The sequence below is a fragment of the Mycobacterium sp. 1245111.1 genome (assembly GCF_001673405.1).
Lineage (GTDB): Bacteria > Actinomycetota > Actinomycetes > Mycobacteriales > Mycobacteriaceae > Mycobacterium.
In genome coordinates, this window is sequence record NZ_LZLV01000114.1 from 1 (window position 1) to 16,519 (window position 16,519).

Here is a 16,519-nt window from a genome sequence, read left to right on the forward strand (position 1 = left end):
GTTTATGTCAGCCGGATCCCGACTTCGGCCGAATGTATTCCGGTCCGGCGTCGTCGCCGATGGTTGCCGCTGCGCAATCCCGTTATCCTTGTCACGCGGCTCATTGACGGGCGTACCCCCCGGAAGCCGGTGTGCGTTTTAGCGACCCAGCAGGCGGTTCTTCTGCTCGCTGTATTCCTCGTCGGTCAGAATCCCTTCGTCGCGAAGCTTGGTGAACTCGCGCAGCTCGGCCGCGACCCCGGTGACCACCGTCCGCGGCGTGGTCTTAGTGGCATCGTCATCATCAATTGTCTTGCGTTCGAACACTTCTAGCGACTCCCTGGTCCGGGCCATCACGCCGCCGATGCCGACGCACCCGGCCGTCGCACGGCCGGCCACTCCCGCCAGCGCCATTTGACTCAGCGTCGTTCCCGATGCGCCCGAGATCGACTCCGCGGCGGCGGCCGCTGGCAGCACGGGAAGTGTCACCGCGGAAGGTTTGACTGCTGGTGTGGCGATCGTCCAACTCGGCGGAACCGACAGCCCGCCGATGTGGTGTGCGTCGGCCATATCGGCCGATGGCTTCGTCGGCACGGACCCCTCCTGCAGGTTGAGTAACGTTGCGGGGAATGGCTCGACCGGAGCCGAAGCATTGCCCGGCCAGGGCTGCTCGCCGTTCCACCCACTGACGATCCGGTCGGTATGACTACCATTCAGCGCGCCGACTATGCCGAAGGGGAGTGCGACAGTCGCAAGGCTACCGAGAGGAATGTCGGCGGTGAATGTCGCGATAGCAGCCGGCAGATCGGCGAACACGGCGATGAGATTACTGATGGTTTTTAGCGGGTCGCCCGCGGCTACCGGCGCCGCGCCGGCGCCCTGCAGCGCGGACGGCACGGCCGTGAAAGCCTGCTGAATTGTGCTTTGCACGTTGCCCGCGGCGGAGGCGGCGCCAAGGTCGACCGCAGCCGATTGGCCGGCCGCGCCTATCGGATTGGTGTTGTGTTGTGGCGCAACGAAAGTCGGCAACTGGGTCGCGGTGGCCGAGGACGCCGCGTAGCCGTACATGGCCGCGGCATCTTGCGCCCACATCTGAGAGTATTGCGCTTCATTCGCGGCGATGGCTTGGCTGTTGCGGCCGAACAGGTTGGTCGCGACGAGCGTCGCGAACAGGCTTCGGTTCTCGGCGACCATCGCCGGCGGAACCGTGGCCACGAAGGCTGCCTGGTAGGCCGCGGCCGCCGACTTCGCCTGGGCGCCGGTCTCTTCGGCCTGGGCGGCGATAGCCCGCAGCCAACTCACATACGGGGCGGCCGCGCCAGCCATCGACACCGACGCCGGACCCATCCACGGACCAGACGTCAACCCGGAAACCACCGAGAGATACGAGTCGGCGATCGCATGAAGTCCGCCGGCCAGCGCGTCCCAGGCTTGACTCGCGGCCAGCATCGGTCCGGCGCCAGCACCGGCATACAGGCGAGCGGAGTTAACCTCCGGTGGGTAATTCCCGAAATCCATCTGCTACTGCTGCCCTCGATTGTCAGGTGGCGTAGTCGAGGCGGGTCATCATGCCGGCCTCCTGATGATAGGTGTTGTGGCAGTGCAGCATCCACACGCCGGGGTTATCGGCGAGCAGTTCGACGGTCACTTTCTGACTGGGAAGCACAATGACGGTGTCCTTACGCGCCCCGCGACTGCCATCGGGTTTGATCACCTGGAAGGTGTGGCCGTGCAGGTGCATCGGGTGCCACATCCGGGCGCCGTCGTTGACGAATGTCAGCGCCACTCGCTGCCCCTGGCCGACGGCCAGTGGCCGGCTCTGGGGGTAGGGCTGACCGTTGATGGTCCAGACGTAGTCGGTCATCGAACCACCCAGATTGGCGGACAGCCGCGTGTCGGGTTTGGCCGGTCCAATATCGACGTCCGGGGTCGCGGTGAACATATCGACCGTACCCACCCGGGCCTGCAGTTCGGGTGGCTGATAACCGGGGTCGGGTGCGTCACCGGCGCCGGTGGACAGGATCGCCCGGGCCAGGGCGTTTTTTCCCTCTGCCAGCGCCACCAAGGGAAAGACGCCGTCGCCGGCGGTCACCACCGCGTCGTAGCGTTCACCCATGCCGACCAGCACAGCGTCGACGACGGTCGGTTGCACGGGGTAGCCGTCGGTGTGGGTCACCGTCATTGGGTGACCCGCCAACGCGACCCGGAAGGCGGTGTCGGCTCCGGCGTTGATGATCCGCAGCCGGATCCGCTGACCCGGTTTGGCGCCAAACGTGCTCGGCGAAGCTGGGATACGGCCGTTGATCAGATACAACGGGTAGCTGACGTCGCCGGCATCACCGCCGAGCAGGGCGCTGGCGCGGGATGCCCGCGGGCCGGGCATCCCACCCATGCCGGGCATGTCGCCGTTAGGGTCCGGCGGTGGGCGGCGCAAGTCGTTGAAGATCTGTCGCGGGGACCTGGCGATCCCGTCGGACCAGTCGTCGACGACAACGATCCATTCGGCGTCGTAGCGTGATGGTTCGGCCGGGTCGTCGACAATCACCGGCAGGTACAGGCCGTAGTCGGCGTCCAGACCGGTGTGGGGATGCGCCCAGTAGGTGCCGGAATGGGGGACCGAGAATCGGTAGGTGAAATCGCGGCCCGCGCCGATGTCCGGTGTGGCCGGCGCGGCGCCGTCCATGTCGTTGCGCAGGGTGATCCCGTGCCAGTGCACCGAGGTCGAGTGATCGAGCCGGTTGGCGACCGTGACGGCGAGTTCATCGCCGACATTGGCGCGGATCACCGGCCCGGGGACGGCGGCGCCGTAGGCCAGCGTGCGCACGGTCGGGCCGCCCAGGTCGATGGTCGCCGGCTGCGGCGTCAACGCTGCGCTGACCGTCCGCCCGCTGTGGGGACGTGCGGCCTCGGCTGCGTTGATTGCGGCGGCGAGGCCGGCGTTCGGGGCGGGGGACCGGTTACAGCCCGCCAGCGTCATCCCCGTGGCGATCGTGGCGGTCACGAATGCTCGCCGGCTCAACGCCGATGATGGTGATGATGAGTCGGTCGCCGGTGACACCGGCACAGGTCGCTGACGAGTCATCGTTGATCGGTGTTCGGTCTGGTCTCATCATCGCCGCATGCCGGTTGGCTTGCCGACGGCTCATCGGGTGCGGGTGTGCACCCGCCGTGAAGGTGCCCACCGTTGGGACCGTCGTGATGGTGGTGCTGGTCAGCGGAATCGGGTGAGCCGCCCATCATCTGAAGCATCGACACTCCGCCGGAGGTGATGAAGCGGGCCACCAGCGCGGCGGCGATCAGCAGGAAGATGATGTTGAGCCAGGTGGTGTAGTTCCACGAGATGCCGGCGCCCATCACGCTGGCATGACGTTGGGTCGGGATGAGACCCGTTGCGCCGAAGAGCAGTTCGACTAGATATCCGGCGGCCACCATCGCGGCGTAGAAGGTGCCGAGCAGGGTGAACATCATTTTCGCGCCGTAGTATTTGCGGTAAATATTCAAGATCGGCAGGATCAGAAGGTCGGCGAACACGAACGCGATGACCCCGCCGAAGCTGATGCCACCGTTCCACAGCACCGCCGCCAGCGGCACGTTGCCGATCGAGCACACGAACGACGCGATGGCGACCAAGGGGCCCACGATCGGCCCCCACAGCGCCGAGATCACCGGATGCTGGGTGAAAAAGAAGCTCTGCCAGAAGGATTCAGGCACCCATGCTGCGATGGCGCCGGCGATCAACAACCCCAGCACGAGGTCGCGCACGATCGCAGCCCATTCCATCACGAAAATATGCGAGATCGCGGTGAAACCTTGCCGGGAACCGATGCGGCGCCACACCGTGTCCTGGCCCGCGACCGACATGTCCATCGCGGCGTGGCCTTCCATCGAACCGGCGAGCCCGAGGCCGGCCTGCCTGGCGGCGGCGTCGATCAATCGGGAGCGCACACACAGCCGGAACAGCACCGCGAGAACGACAATCATCAGCGGCCCGCCGGCGAATTCGGCGGCGGTGAACTGCCAGCCCATCAGCAACGCCATGATGATGCCCAGTTCGACGACGAGATTGGTGGACCCGATCTCAAAAGCCATGGCAGCGGTGAAGTTGGCGCCTTTGCGGAACAGCGATCGGGCCAACGCGACCGCGGCGTACGAGCACGACGAGGATGCCGCGCCGAGCACTGTGGCGACCGCGAGGGTGCGCGGTCGGTCATCGCCGAGCAACGCCACGATCGTCGAACGCCGCACCGCGGCCTGCACCACCGCCGACAGCCCGAAACCCAGGATCAGCGCCCACAGGATCTCCCATGTCATCGCGCCCGCCAGCACCAACGCATGCCCGATCGCACCCACCAGGATCACCCTTCCCGTCGCCGTGTTCGCTGTCGCCAGCGCGACCCAACGTATACCCCCATGGGGTATCGAGTCAACGGCGGAGCGACCTGTGCACGGTGGCGACTCGGGCCGCAGACCGCCGCGGTCGTGAGCACGCTGGCCGGCGCGAACCGCGTATGGCGCGGGCAGCGCAGCAGCGGATTCGGGGGCGCGCTCACGCATACCCAGCCGGGGTATCGTCAGCTAGAATCGGCCCATGGCGAGCGCACCGGGCTACACAGGCGGCAAAAGCAACTATGCCGCGCGGCTCAACCGTGTCGAGGGCCAAGTGCGCGGGATCGCGAAAATGATCGACGAGGATAAGTACTGCATCGACGTCCTCACCCAGATCAACGCCGTGAGCAGCGCTCTGCGGTCGGTGGCGCTGAACCTCCTCGATGACCACCTCGGGCACTGCCTCACTGAGGCGGTTGGCGACGCCGAGCAGGACGCGCAGGCGAAACTCGCCGAGGCCTCAGCAGCGATCGCCCGCCTGGTTCGCTCCTAGTCACGACACCGGTGCGGCGACCCGTCCCTCCGGCGGGTCCACGACAGTCAGAGACTGCGGTCGCCGGCAACATGTCCCGCCAGGCGCACCCAATTGTGCTGCGGCACCCGACATCACGCCATGTGGTGGTTACTTTGTGGTGCGCACCTCGGTGGTGTCGTGAAGACCAGTTTGGCGATCGGTGGGCACGCGATGTGCTGGGACTGCATCCCGTCCCGGCAGACGAAGTAGGCGTTGGTGTCCAACGGGTCTGGAAGGTAGTGCACGTCGCGGTCGCTCGGGCAGATGACGCTGTGCGCCGCGGGTGGTGGTGGCGCCGGTTGCGCCTGAGCCGCAGCGGCGCTGAATACGGTGATCAGGCCGACGCCGGTGGCGACGAGACCGCCGGCGGCGGCTTTTCTGGTGTGCCTCATGATCGTCCTCACTCTGTCGATGAATCAGCGGTTGTGACGTCGATGCGGCGCGGCAGTACACCGTGGGCGCGGACAAGGCTTCCGCGTCGCGGATCGGGCTTCGTCTTTGAGCATCGCCTCCACACCAAATACTATACCCCGGTAGGGTATCTGTTCCTAGGATTTAAGGATCGGTAATTGCACCGGGGAAGGGTCGCGTCGTGGTCGCTAGCTGGGATCGGCAGATTCAACGATAGGATCGCAGCGCACGGCCGCGGATCAGGTTTAGGGGCTGTGGTCAGCGGCGGCGGCCAGGTCGCGGCGGAAGCGTCGCCACAGCAGGACGGCGGTGGTGGCGAAGCCGGCGCTGAGCCCCAACCAGATGCCCGGTCCGTGGAGGTGCGCGGGGTAGGCGAACAGGAGCATGGCCGGTAGGCCCACCGCCCAGTAGCCGATGGATGTTGCCCGCAGGCCATAGCGGGTGTTGCCGATTCCGCGCAGCAGACCCACGGCGATGTTCTGCGTGAAATCCACCAGTTGCTGCAGGATGGCGAAGAGCAGGAAAATCTTGGCCACCGACACTGTGGTGGCGTCGGCCGGCCCGAGGAATGGGCGCAACACCCAGCTCGGTACGGCCACATAAATCAGCCCCAGCAGCGCAGTGGTTACCGCGCCCAGGACGATCGCTGCGGTGGCGATACGGTGCGCGTCGCGGATGTCGTGTCGACCGATCGCGCGGCTGACGAGAATCGACGACCCGTGCGACAGGCCGATGCTGACCTGGAAAGCGATACGGGTCAGTTGAGTCACCACATTGTGGGCCGCCAGGGCGACCGGCCCGAACGCGCCCATGATGACCGCCGCGAGCGAGGTGATGCCGGCCTCAGAGCCGTAGGTCACCGAGATCGGCCAGCCCAGGCGCAGGATCTGGCGCACGATCGCGGGATCAGCGTGCCACAGATTCACCGACAGATACGGCGCCAGCCGCGCGTCGCGGCGCACCACAATGTAAAACGCGGCGGCGGTGAGGATTTGCACCATCGTGGTGGCCAGCCCGACACCGGCCAAACCGAGCTTCGGGGCACCGAACAGGCCGTAGACGAACGCGACATCCAGGGCCGCGTTCAACGCGATCGAGGCGATAGACACCGCGAGCAGCGGCCCGGGACGGCGCATGCCGACGCTGAATTGGCGGAGCACGTTGAGCCAGACCATCGGTACCAGGCCAGGAGCAAGGGTGATGATCATCGGTCGCGCACGCGCCATCACCTCTGCGTCGACCCCGACCAGAGGCAGCACGTAGCTCGCGGCGATCAGCACCGCGGCCAGCAGGGCGGCGGTCACGGTGGCCAGCAGGCACCCCGAGCGGGTCGTTGCCCGGATCTCCCCACCCGCGACTGCGTCGGGGCTATCGGAGGCCGAACGTGTTTCGCCGCGACCGGCCGCGCCGGCGACGAGGTTGCCCACCGCGGTCACCACCCCAACGCACATGGTGCGAAAAAGGTTGTACAGCACCGCCGCCAGACCGCCCGCGGCGATGGCCTGCACCCCGATCAGGCCCATGATCGCCATATCGGTGGTGGTCAACGCGACCTGGGCGAACTGGACACCGGCGATGGGCGCGGCCAGAGCGATCAGTTGTCGGCTGCTGCCGGCCAGCTGGGACACGCGCCGGTGGTCTGTGCGGCGGCCGCGGCTCACAGGTGTGGGCTGGTGCGGTCGAGGCGCCACCGAAACCGGCCGGCGGCGTCGGTGAGCACAATCTTCGGCGGTAGCGGCACATCATGGAAGGCCGATTCGTTTTTGTCCATCTGATAGCCCGCGGTGTTGGGGTAGATCAGCAGATCACCGGGCCGCGGTTCGCGCGTGAAACCGATTTTGCGCCAACTGATCATGTCGTATTCCAGACAGCTGGCGCCGGCCACGCAACTGCGGACCTCCACGGGTGTGCTTGCGTCGTAGTCCGGCCACAGCGCGGGGTCGGGCAGGAATTCGCTGGACTTCCACTGCTCGGACAGGCTCATGCTCAGTCCGGCGACGGTGGTGATGCCGTAGTCGGCGCGCCGCTTGAAGCCTTGGACGGGAAAGACGGTCACACCGGCTCCGTCGAGCAGTGCGCGGCCGGGTTCGATCAACAGCGTGGTCCGTGTGTGGGCGAGCTTGTCACCTAAGGTTTTATGCCCCGACGCGGTGGGGCTGGCAAGGATCGCCGCCAGCATGGCGGCCCCGGTGACCGACTGGTGATAGGGGTAGAAGTGGGTGAAGGTTTTCCCGGTGTGGAAATCGGTGTCGCGGTGCTCGTGCTGAAACCGGGTCCAAGTCGTAGCGTCGAGGTAGCTGACGGCGAACCCGCCACCGATGGACAGCGATGTGGCGGGCAGGCCCAACGTGCGGCATTTGAGCAGAAGATCAATCAGCTGGTCGGCCAGCCGGGCTCGCGGCGCGACCTCGTAGCCGTTGAGATGAAACGACACCCCCTGCATCAGCACCCGCGGCTGCTCAGCTCGGCACATCTTCGCGGCCGTGTGTAGCTCCGCGAAGGACAAGCCGAATCGGCTGTCGGGATTAACGTCCGGGCACACCCGCAGCAGGATCCGCGCAGGCAACCCGCCGCGCCCGAGCGCGATCACCCGGTCGAGCTCGTCGAGGGCGTCCACGGCGATCAGCGCGTCATGGCGGGCCGCCAACCACAACAGTTCATCGCTCTTGGCGGGGCCGGTGACCACGATATCGGCGCCGCGCACACCGTGGCCGAGCGCTCCGGTGAGTTCGGGGACGCTGGCGACGTCGACACCGGCGCCCTCGTGTGCGCATTCGCGCAGCCAGCACAGCGCTTTGTTGGCTTTCTTGGCGAAATACACCTGACCGGGGATTCCGGCGGCGGCGATCACCTCGGTGAAGGCGCGCAGGTTCTGGGCGAAACGCGGCGGGTAGAGCACGTGGAACGGCCCGCCCACCGCGTGGTGGATGTCGCCCAACAACTGGGGGTCGGCTCGCAGTCCACGACACCACTGCGGCTCAAAGGCCTTCAAGGACACCGTGTGGTGGGTCAGCTCCACAAGTGGATCTCCTGCCCGAGCCCGCGGGCGATGGCCTGGGTGGCCAGCGCATGGGCTACCGGTATGTCGGTGATCGCCATGCCGCTGTTGAACACGAACACCCGATCGGATTCCTCCCGGCGGCCCGGCGCGGTCCCCGCCAGGATCTGCGGCAGCTCGGCATCCAGGGTCAACGCGCCGTCGTCGCCGCCAAAGCGCCGACCGGTGACCGCTAGCTGACCGGCGCTGGTCGCCACCGCGTAGTCGGCGTCGCGCAGCGACGAGGGATGCACCCCGGTCCCGTTCACCGAGATGAACAGCGAGCCCGGTTTGAGCCAGCTGGTCCGCAGTTTGACGGCGGTGGCCGGCCCCGCCGACGTCGCCACCAGGATGTCGGATTCACCCGCGGCCCGTTCGGGCTCGCTCACCACCTCGATGTCGCGGCCGGGGTGCTGCTCGCGCACGTAGGCGACCACCGAGGCGATCCCGTCGGGGTGGGTGGCGAACAACAGTAACCGCTCCAAATCAGGCAGCGCCGCCAGCAGGAACGGGAATGTCTCGCGGGCTTGAGCGCCCGAGCCGCTGACCATCGCGGTGCGCGCCCCCTTACGGGCGCACACGCCGGCGATCAGCGCGGTGCTGGCGGCGGTCCGCAGCGTCGTGACCCGCGTGCAGTCCATGAACGCAATCGGCGTTCCGGACCGGTCGTCGTACAAGACGATGGTGATGTATTCCTTTTTCCCGCCATCGTTTTGCATGTAATAGTCCTTGAACGCCGTCACCTGCAGCCCCCCGTCGTAGCCGGGCATGGCGTAGGCGGCGGAGTCGCGGTGCGGGGAGCGCATCATGATTTTCGCCGGCGCCACCGACGAGCCCTGCGCGACCCTGAGATAGGCCCCGCGGACCGCCTCGATGACATCGCGCGGGCACAACGGTATGTCGGCGAGATCGCTGCGGGTCAACACCGGCAACGCCACCCCTTCACGGGAGGCTATGTGCTGAACCGGCTGGCTTGCTGCAGGATTCATCTCTTGATGTCCAATCTGTTGATGTCGTGACCGTCGGTGCATGGCCGGCGGCGGTCGCGGGCCTTGCGCTCGCCGGCTCACGCCGGCCACGGGGGTTAGGCGAAGAGGGGGCGCGACCGGGTGTGCCGGCCCGGCGCCGACGGCCCGTCGTTCGCCGCCGCGGGAGCCGACGCCGTGGGGTCGGCCACGGTGGTGCAGCGCGTCCAGCGTTGCACGACGGTGTCGGTGGGCTCGCCGATCTGCTCGGGGGGTTCGGGTGGCGTGTCGGTGAGCAGGCCGTGCTGGCGGCAGTAGTCGTCGTTGTAGATGGTGTCGAAGTAGCGTTGCGGCCCGTCGGGGAACACCGCGGCGATCGTGGTGCCGGGCGCATAGGTGCGTGCCGCCCACCCCGCGACCAACGCCACCGCTCCCACACTCCAGCCGCCGCTGGCGTAGTGCGTGGCCGCCAGCGTGCGGCAGGCCCAGACGGCTTCCGCGGGGGCGACCCAGTGGACTTCGCTGAAAGCGCCGTAGTCGACGTTGCGGGGATAGATGCTCGACCCCAGGCCGCGCATCAGCCGCGTGCCGGCGGGCTGACCGAAGATCGTCGAGCCGACGGTGTCCACCCCGATCAGCCTGAGGTCAGGATTGGCGCGTCGCAGCACCCGGGCGATGCCGGCCGAGTGACCGCCGGTGCCCACCGAGCAGACCAGCACGTCGACCTCGCCGAGTTGCTCGAGCAGTTCCTCGGCCAACGGCCGGTAGGCGTCGACGTTATCGGGGTTGTTGTACTGGTCGGGATTCCATGCCATCGGCGCTGCTGTCATCAGCTCAGCGACGCGGTCTTTACGGGCCTGCTGCCACCCCCCCACCGGGTGGGGTTCGTCCACGACGTCGACGGTGGCGCCGTTGGCTGCCAGCATCTGCCGGATGATCGGTTCCAGGCCGGGATCGGTGACCAACGTGACGGGGTGGCGGTAGGCCATCCCGGCCAGCGCCAGCCCCAATCCCAGTGTGCCGCTGGTGGATTCGATGATCGGCGCCCCCGGTAGGAGATCTCCGCGCAATCGCGCGCGTTCGACCATGTGCATGGCCGGCCGGTCTTTCATTCCCCCGGGGTTAGCTCCTTCCAGTTTGGCCCAGAAGCCGCGCTGGCCCGAAGCGAACGGCTCGGAGACCCACAGCACCGGGGTGTTGCCGACCATGGCGCCGATCCGGCGGTACTTGTCGGGCGCATGCCGGCGCTGGGGCAGCGCGGCGCGCGTCTGCGCAGGCATGGCGGGCCCGCGCTGCAGCGTGGTGCGGTGGGGGGTCCGCGCGAGCGCGCTGGTGATAGGCAGAACGTGGTTCATGAATTCCTCGCTGGGCACGTGGCCACGACAAAGCCGTGACCGCCGACAGAAACAGCGGGCTCTGGCCGTCGTGACAGCTCACAACGGCCTGGCGCTGACTAGTCAGCGGCGGGCGAGGCAGAACCTGGTCAGCAAAGATCGACCACTCATGGCATACAAAGGTCTGCGCGGGGGATCGCGACCGGCCCACGTCCACGACGACGAGGCGGCGGCGGCCACGGCGATGACGGTGATCGCGATACCGACTCCGGCTCCGGCTCCGGCTCCGGTGCCGGGATGGTGGGGCCGGATCGCGCTGGTCAATTGCTCGGGATGATGCGAAGCCGCCGACTCACCCAGCAGGAAGGCGTGACGGCCGCCGACGGCGCTGGAGTGTCCGGTCGTGGCCAGCCCGGCATGCGCGAGGCCGTGCCCATAGTGATGCTCGCCGTGCTCGCCGTGGCCGCAATGGTGGGCGCCGATGCCGATGATCGCGAACACCATCGCCGCGACAGCGATCCCGGCGATCAGCGACCGCGGGGTGCGGGCCCGCGCGACACCCGTCGCCGCGCCGCGGTGCATCTGCACGGCGCGGCGATCCAGGATCGCTGAGCTACCCACAGCCGTCACTCTATACCCCATACCGGTATGGGGCGAGGTGTGGCGGTCACGCGACGGTACCGGATTCATGTCGTTGTAGCGCTGGGCGCCGTGCTCTGGAATCGGCGCAGCCGCAGGCTGTTGGCGACCACACATGCACTCGACAGTGCCATCGCGGCCCCGGCGAGCATGGGGTTGAGCATGCCCAGAGCGGCGGCGGGAATCGCTGCCGCGTTGTAGGCGAACGCCCAGAACAGGTTGGCCCGGATCGTCGTTAAAGTCTTGCGGGACAGCCGGATCGCGTCGACGGCGCCGCACAGGTCTCCGCGTACCAGGGTGATGTCGGCGGCCTCGATCGCGGCGTCGGTGCCGGTGCCGATCGCCAACCCGAGGTCGGCGTGCGCCAGCGCTGGGGCGTCGTTGACGCCATCGCCAATCATCGCCACGGTCTTACCGGCCGCCTGCAACCCGGCCACCACCTCGACCTTGTCCTGTGGCAAGACCTCGGCGATCACCTCATCGATGCCGACCTGCGCCGCGATCTGGCGGGCGACGACGGTGTTGTCACCGGTGAGCAATATGGGTGTGAGCCCAAGGTGACGCAGCTGGGAAATCGCTGCGGCGCTGGTCGCTTTGACCTCATCGGCGACCACCAAGACAGCGCGGGCCTGCCCATCCCAGCCGACGGCGACCGCCGTCTTACCCTGGCTCTCCGCATGAATCTTGGCCCGGGTGAGGTGATCGCTGAGGTGGTGAGACCGCGCCGCCAGCAGCGACGGCTGGCCCACAAGGACGCTGTGCCCCTCGACGACGCCGTGCACACCGTGGCCGTCGATGCTCGCGAATTGCTCCGGCAGGGGTAGCGAACCGAGGTGCCCAGCGGCCGCCCTCGCAACTGCCTGAGCTATTGGATGCTGCGAGGCGTTCTCCACCGCACCGGCCAGGCGCAGCACGTCCTCGCGACCGGTGCCGGGCTCGGTGATCACCTGCGACAACGTCATGGTTCCCGTCGTGACCGTCCCGGTTTTGTCCAGGACCACGGTGTCCACCGAACGGGTCGACTCCAGCACCTCAGGTCCCTTGATCAGGACGCCCATCTGCGCGCCCCGCCCAGTGCCCACCAGCAACGCGGTCGGGGTGGCTAATCCGAGTGCGCACGGGCAGGCGATGACCATGACGGCGACCGCGGCGCTAAACGCCGCCGACACCGCCGCCCCTGAGCCCAGCCACGCCCCCAGAGTCGCGGCGGCGATCGTGATCACGATCGGCACGAACACACCCGAAATTCTGTCGGCCAGCCGCTGGACCTCCGCCTTGCCGGTCTGCGCAGCCTCGACCATTCTGGCCATCTGCGCCAGCTGGGTGTCGGCGCCGACCCGACTGGCCCGCACCACCAGCTGTCCACCGACGTTGACGGTGGCGCCGGTGACGGCATCGCCTGGGCGCACCTCAACCGGCATCGACTCACCAGTCAACGTGGACGCGTCCACCGCCGACGTACCAGAGACGACGACGCCGTCGGTGGCGACTTTCTCACCCGGGCGCACGACGAACATCTCACCCACCGCCAGCGCCTCGATGGCGATCTTGCTTTCGACACCGTCACGTAGGACCGAAACATCCTTAGCTCCCATATCGAGCAAGGCGCGCAGGGCCGATCCAGCCCGACGCTTGGAGCGTTTCTCAAAGTAGCGGCCAGCCAGCACGAACAGCGTCACGCCCGCAGCGACTTCGAGGTAGATGTGGGACGCGCCATCGGAAGGACGCAACGACGCCTCAAAAGAGTGCCGCATCCCGGGCGTGCCCGCGGTCCCGAGAAACAGCGCATACAACGACCAGCCGAACGCGCTGAGCGTGCCCACCGAGATCAACGTGTCCATCGTCGCTGCGCCGTGACGCAGATTGGTCCACGCCGCGGCGTGAAACGGCCACGCCGCCCACACGATGACCGGGGCGGCCAGCGTCAGCGACGCCCACTGCCAGTAGGCGAACTGCAGGGCCGACACCATCGCCAACACGATGACCGGTATCGACAGCACCGCTGCACCCACCGTGCGGTTCCGCAACGAGGTCAGCTCCGCGTCGGTGGCCTGATCGTGATCTGCCGGCGCGGATTCGGCGGCCGAGGCAACCCGCAGCGCGGCGCGGTAGCCCGCCTTTTCCACTTCGGCGATCAGCCGCGCCGAGTCATAGCCCGCCGGCGCCCGCACCGCGGCCTTCTCGGTGGCGTAATTCACGGTCGCCGCCACCCCGTCGAGTTTGTTCAACACCCGTTCCACCCGGTTGGCGCACGAGGCGCACGTCATCCCGGCGATCTCGAACTCCCAGCTCACGCGGCGGTCCACCGCCACGGGGGTCGGGGCGCTGTTAGCTGCTGTCATCGCGGTAGGCCCGGAGCCGGATGGACGTGCTCAGGGGGGCGAGTGGCATCGACGACGAAGTGTGCGGTGTGGACCTGGCCTGCGACTTGAAAGTCCAGGTAAAGCAGGTATCGGCCTGCCGTGGGCACCTCAGCCATGAATGCGACTGTCGGGCCGCCTTTCTGACCCGCTGCGGGCTCGTCCCCGTGGGGGTGCATGTGCTCAAAGGCCAAGTCGCCGTCGCGCAGCGCGACCAGATGACCGAAGGCGCCCAGATACGGCTCGAGCGTGACCACCGGTGCGCCGTCGCGCACCACCGTGGCGGTCACAGAGCTTGTCATGCCGGCGACCAATCCGCCGTCCAACGAGACCGTGAACCCATCCACTGAATCGACGGTGCGGGTAGCCGTGGGCGGCACGGGCACGAAGTCCCCGGCGACCTCGACCGCGCGAGTCAACGTCACCGCCGTAGCGTGGTCGCCGTCGCCGGAGATAAAATCGGCGAACACCCGATAGGTACCCGCGGCGTTCCACTGCCATGGCATCGTCCACACCCCGTTGGTGCGATTCAACGTTGGATGAACATGGCGGAACTGCGATCCATCGGCGCGCACCACAATCAGATGCAGGGCTTTGTGATGGCTCAGGCCGAAATCAGTAAACGGTGCACCGTCGCGGCCGGCGATAGCGAAACTCAGCTCGCCCGGGCTGCCAACGGTGTCTGGCGCGGAGATCGGCGACAACACGTAACCGTCCCGTTCCAGCGCCACACCGGCCGGCTCACCTTCAGCCATGTCGTGATCACTGTGCCCCGCGGACGGCGCATGACCGGTGGCTACCACGTTGCCCGGAGCAATAGCAGCTGCCACGACATAGCCGCCGCCAAAGGCCACCACCAACGCGGCGCCGAACGCCGCAAGACGACCCGCAGTGTTCATCCGACCCGTATAGCCGTGTATCCGGCCGCACCCACAGCCGCCACAACCTCGGCGTCGTCGAACGAGCCGTCGCCGGTCACGCGAAGAATCCCGCTCTGAGCGCTAACGTCGACGGCCGCGACACCCCGCAGATGGCCCACCTCTTCACGGACCGACATCTCACAATGCCCACACGTCATGCCGTCCACCCGATACTCACTCACCACCACAGCACCTCCTAGCACTTCCGACTCTCGTCCAGCTAATTGGCCACAAGGACACCATACCCCTATGGGGTATGTGCTGTCGCGCTGTGAGTCAGCCGCCCATCAGGAGACGCAGAAATTCGACTGCGGCCCGAGCGCCCACGAGGGAAAGGTCCGCCAGCGTCTCATCGCGCTGTGAAGCTGCCGCTGCGCGCGGGGATGCACCCGTCCGTTCCCAAACTTCAACAGTCCGTGCTCGAGGACTGTGCTTCCTGCGCACAATAGGTGCGTCCGTCAGCCCACCGCCTTGCTGCGGCGGATTCGGCCATGCACGCTGATCGCTGCGGCAACAGTCACACAGGCGCCGGCGGCCAGCACGAGTCCATGGTCGCCGACGCGGTTTCCGATGAGCACCCCTGCTGCGGCACCTGCGACGAACAAGACCACCGTCGTCGTCAATACGACGACTTTCCCTCTATCCCCTACATCGGTGCTCTTGCGAGCACGGCGCCCCAGCAACAGACCGAGGTCGGTGAGGGTTCCGGTGAAATGTGTCGTACGAATCGGCATCCCGGGCACATTCGATGACATTCCGTTTTGCAACCCGCACGCGCTGGCCGCCACCGCCGCCCTGACGATAGGGTGCTCAATGACCGCGGCCGCCGACAGCAGTGCCGCCTCGGCCAGCAGTATCACCGAATGACCTGAGCCGGCAAACGATCGCGCAAACGCTAACATCGCACCCGCGACGCTCGCACCGGCGAAGAACGCGAGCACAATCGCCGCAATCATCCGACCTTGGTACAGCGCGGGATACGTGCTGTGCATACCGGCCTGAGTTGTCAAAGCAGTCAGGTTCCCCACCGGAAAAGCCCACACCAGCAACGCGACCGAATTCACGAACCCGGCAATCCAGGCCAGTGCACCGACCAGCCCCAGAACAGGCACCGAGGGTGCCAAACTGCCGCCTGTCGGCAAAGCCGTCATCATCACCTCACCTGACCGGGATTCGTCTATACTATACGGGGGTATAGTATCATGCTATGAGAATGTCCACCCGAACCAGCGTTACCGCCGAGATTGTGATCGCTGCCGCGGTAGCCATCGCTGTGTGTGTTTTGGCAACGCCAACCAGGGCCGACCAAAGCGCATTCAGCACCCTCAGCTCGAAGTGCAAAGGCGCACCGACGGCAAGGGTTACTGACCAGCGTGACGAAGTGAATAGCGGGATCCGCGACGGTTACCAGGCGTGGGAGCTCGCACACCCCCCGCGCGACAACAGCGCAGCGCAACCTTAATAACACCCCGTGCATGGTCTTTACGCCCGTTGTTCCATCGCGACGTGACAGGCCGCGGATTGCGAGAATGCTGGGTTAGGTTCAGCTCGATACGACGAGTCAAACGCGCGTTCGCAGTTCAGGCCGACCGCGGACACCGCTGTTTGCCATCGCAGCTGGCACCGAGTGCGGCAATGACGGTGAAGAAGTTTCATTGGCCATGGCTGGTAGAGACCTCTGAACGATCGCGACAGCGGCAGCCCGCGTGCCGAAGTGCTGGCAGTAAAAGCTGATTAGCGCTTTGCAACAGAGACGGGCAACTCTCTTGACGGACAGTTCTTTCTAAGGAGCAGATTGTCTGCGACTCTTCGACGTATCTCAACGGCCCGTCACAGCAACACGTTGCACGCTTGAACGAATGAAATTCTTCACCAACGGTGTCAGGGCGACGAAGGAGGGTCTGCTGCACGATCAGGTGACAGTTTCGGTCACGCGGCCTGACTGGCCGGTGTGGTCATGATTGCTTCGAATTC

General features: G+C 66.6%; 13 protein-coding genes and 1 pseudogene. 1 reads left to right on the forward strand and 13 read right to left on the reverse strand.

Annotated elements, in window-relative coordinates; translation table 11 throughout:
- Positions 1-138: 138 nt before the first annotated feature.
- The 3 genes and pseudogenes from A5658_RS18630 to A5658_RS18640 form a co-directional block, all read right to left on the reverse strand.
- Positions 139-1,497 carry a PPE domain-containing protein gene (locus A5658_RS18630; RefSeq protein WP_067338627.1) on the reverse strand — a complete coding sequence of 453 codons (1,359 nt, stop codon included), beginning with the start codon at positions 1,495-1,497 and terminating at the stop codon, positions 139-141.
- Positions 1,498-1,519: 22 nt separating this feature from the next.
- Positions 1,520-2,956, reverse strand: a complete 1,437-nt coding sequence (locus A5658_RS18635; protein WP_231997372.1) for a multicopper oxidase family protein — start codon at positions 2,954-2,956, stop codon at positions 1,520-1,522.
- Positions 2,957-3,153: 197 nt separating this feature from the next.
- Positions 3,154-4,368 (reverse strand): annotated as a pseudogene (locus A5658_RS18640) (permease); the annotation flags it as partial.
- A gap of 199 nt (positions 4,369-4,567) precedes the next feature.
- Between A5658_RS18640 and A5658_RS18645 the strand changes: the two are divergent.
- Positions 4,568-4,858, forward strand: a complete 291-nt coding sequence (locus A5658_RS18645) for a metal-sensitive transcriptional regulator (protein WP_067338634.1) — start codon at positions 4,568-4,570, stop codon at positions 4,856-4,858.
- Positions 4,859-4,971: 113 nt separating this feature from the next.
- On the opposite strand, the gene A5658_RS18650 is transcribed toward A5658_RS18645, so the two are convergent.
- The 10 genes from A5658_RS18650 to A5658_RS18695 all read right to left on the reverse strand — a co-directional run bounded on the left by A5658_RS18650 (position 4,972) and on the right by A5658_RS18695 (position 15,696).
- On the reverse strand, positions 4,972-5,271 hold the full coding sequence (locus tag A5658_RS18650; RefSeq protein ID WP_067338637.1) for a hypothetical protein: 300 nt from the start codon (positions 5,269-5,271) through the stop codon (positions 4,972-4,974).
- A gap of 264 nt (positions 5,272-5,535) precedes the next feature.
- The gene (locus A5658_RS18655; RefSeq protein ID WP_156751540.1) at positions 5,536-6,918 is read right to left on the reverse strand and encodes an MATE family efflux transporter; all 1,383 of its coding nucleotides are present in this window, start codon (positions 6,916-6,918) and stop codon (positions 5,536-5,538) included.
- Positions 6,919-6,947: 29 nt separating this feature from the next.
- Complete coding sequence (locus A5658_RS18660) at positions 6,948-8,309, reverse strand: Y4yA family PLP-dependent enzyme (protein ID WP_067338643.1); 1,362 nt, start codon at positions 8,307-8,309, stop codon at positions 6,948-6,950.
- Positions 8,300-9,316 (reverse strand): ornithine cyclodeaminase, encoded by a 1,017-nt coding sequence (locus A5658_RS18665; protein WP_067338646.1) that lies wholly within the window; start codon positions 9,314-9,316, stop codon positions 8,300-8,302. Before A5658_RS18665 ends, A5658_RS18660 begins: the two co-directional genes overlap by 10 nt.
- Positions 9,317-9,411: 95 nt before the next feature.
- Positions 9,412-10,572 (reverse strand): PLP-dependent cysteine synthase family protein, encoded by a 1,161-nt coding sequence (locus A5658_RS18670; RefSeq protein WP_156751542.1) that lies wholly within the window; start codon positions 10,570-10,572, stop codon positions 9,412-9,414.
- 177 nt (positions 10,573-10,749) lie between these two features.
- Positions 10,750-11,247, reverse strand: a complete 498-nt coding sequence (locus A5658_RS18675; protein WP_067338648.1) for a hypothetical protein — start codon at positions 11,245-11,247, stop codon at positions 10,750-10,752.
- Positions 11,248-11,312: 65 nt separating this feature from the next.
- Positions 11,313-13,607, reverse strand: coding sequence for a cation-translocating P-type ATPase (locus tag A5658_RS18680; RefSeq protein WP_067338651.1), 2,295 nt, complete (start codon positions 13,605-13,607; stop codon positions 11,313-11,315).
- Positions 13,604-14,524: a heavy metal-binding domain-containing protein gene (locus tag A5658_RS18685; RefSeq protein WP_067338654.1), complete on the reverse strand. Its 921-nt coding sequence runs from the start codon at positions 14,522-14,524 to the stop codon at positions 13,604-13,606. The genes A5658_RS18680 and A5658_RS18685 overlap by 4 nt, the downstream gene beginning before the upstream one ends.
- Entirely contained in the window at positions 14,521-14,733 is a 213-nt protein-coding gene (locus A5658_RS18690; protein ID WP_156751541.1) for a heavy-metal-associated domain-containing protein, read from the reverse strand. Before A5658_RS18690 ends, A5658_RS18685 begins: the two co-directional genes overlap by 4 nt.
- Positions 14,734-15,003: 270 nt before the next feature.
- Positions 15,004-15,696, reverse strand: coding sequence for a DUF1275 family protein (locus tag A5658_RS18695; protein WP_067338660.1), 693 nt, complete (start codon positions 15,694-15,696; stop codon positions 15,004-15,006).
- Positions 15,697-16,519: the final 823 nt, after the last annotated feature.

Bases quoted from the DNA above. Each gene is read 5' to 3' on its own strand.
- A5658_RS18630 (WP_067338627.1), bottom strand. From the start codon at position 1,497: ATGGATTTCGGGAATTACCCACCGGAGGTTAACTCCGCTCGCCTGTAT.
- A5658_RS18635 (WP_231997372.1), bottom strand. From the start codon at position 2,956: ATGACGCTGGCGGGCTGTAACCGGTCCCCCGCCCCGAACGCCGGCCTC.
- A5658_RS18645 (WP_067338634.1), top strand. From the start codon at position 4,568: ATGGCGAGCGCACCGGGCTACACAGGCGGCAAAAGCAACTATGCCGCG.
- A5658_RS18650 (WP_067338637.1), bottom strand. From the start codon at position 5,271: ATGAGGCACACCAGAAAAGCCGCCGCCGGCGGTCTCGTCGCCACCGGC.
- A5658_RS18665 (WP_067338646.1), bottom strand. From the start codon at position 9,316: ATGAATCCTGCAGCAAGCCAGCCGGTTCAGCACATAGCCTCCCGTGAA.
- A5658_RS18670 (WP_156751542.1), bottom strand. From the start codon at position 10,572: ATGCCTGCGCAGACGCGCGCCGCGCTGCCCCAGCGCCGGCATGCGCCC.
- A5658_RS18680 (WP_067338651.1), bottom strand. From the start codon at position 13,607: ATGACAGCAGCTAACAGCGCCCCGACCCCCGTGGCGGTGGACCGCCGC.
- A5658_RS18685 (WP_067338654.1), bottom strand. From the start codon at position 14,524: ATGAACACTGCGGGTCGTCTTGCGGCGTTCGGCGCCGCGTTGGTGGTG.
- A5658_RS18695 (WP_067338660.1), bottom strand. From the start codon at position 15,696: ATGACGGCTTTGCCGACAGGCGGCAGTTTGGCACCCTCGGTGCCTGTT.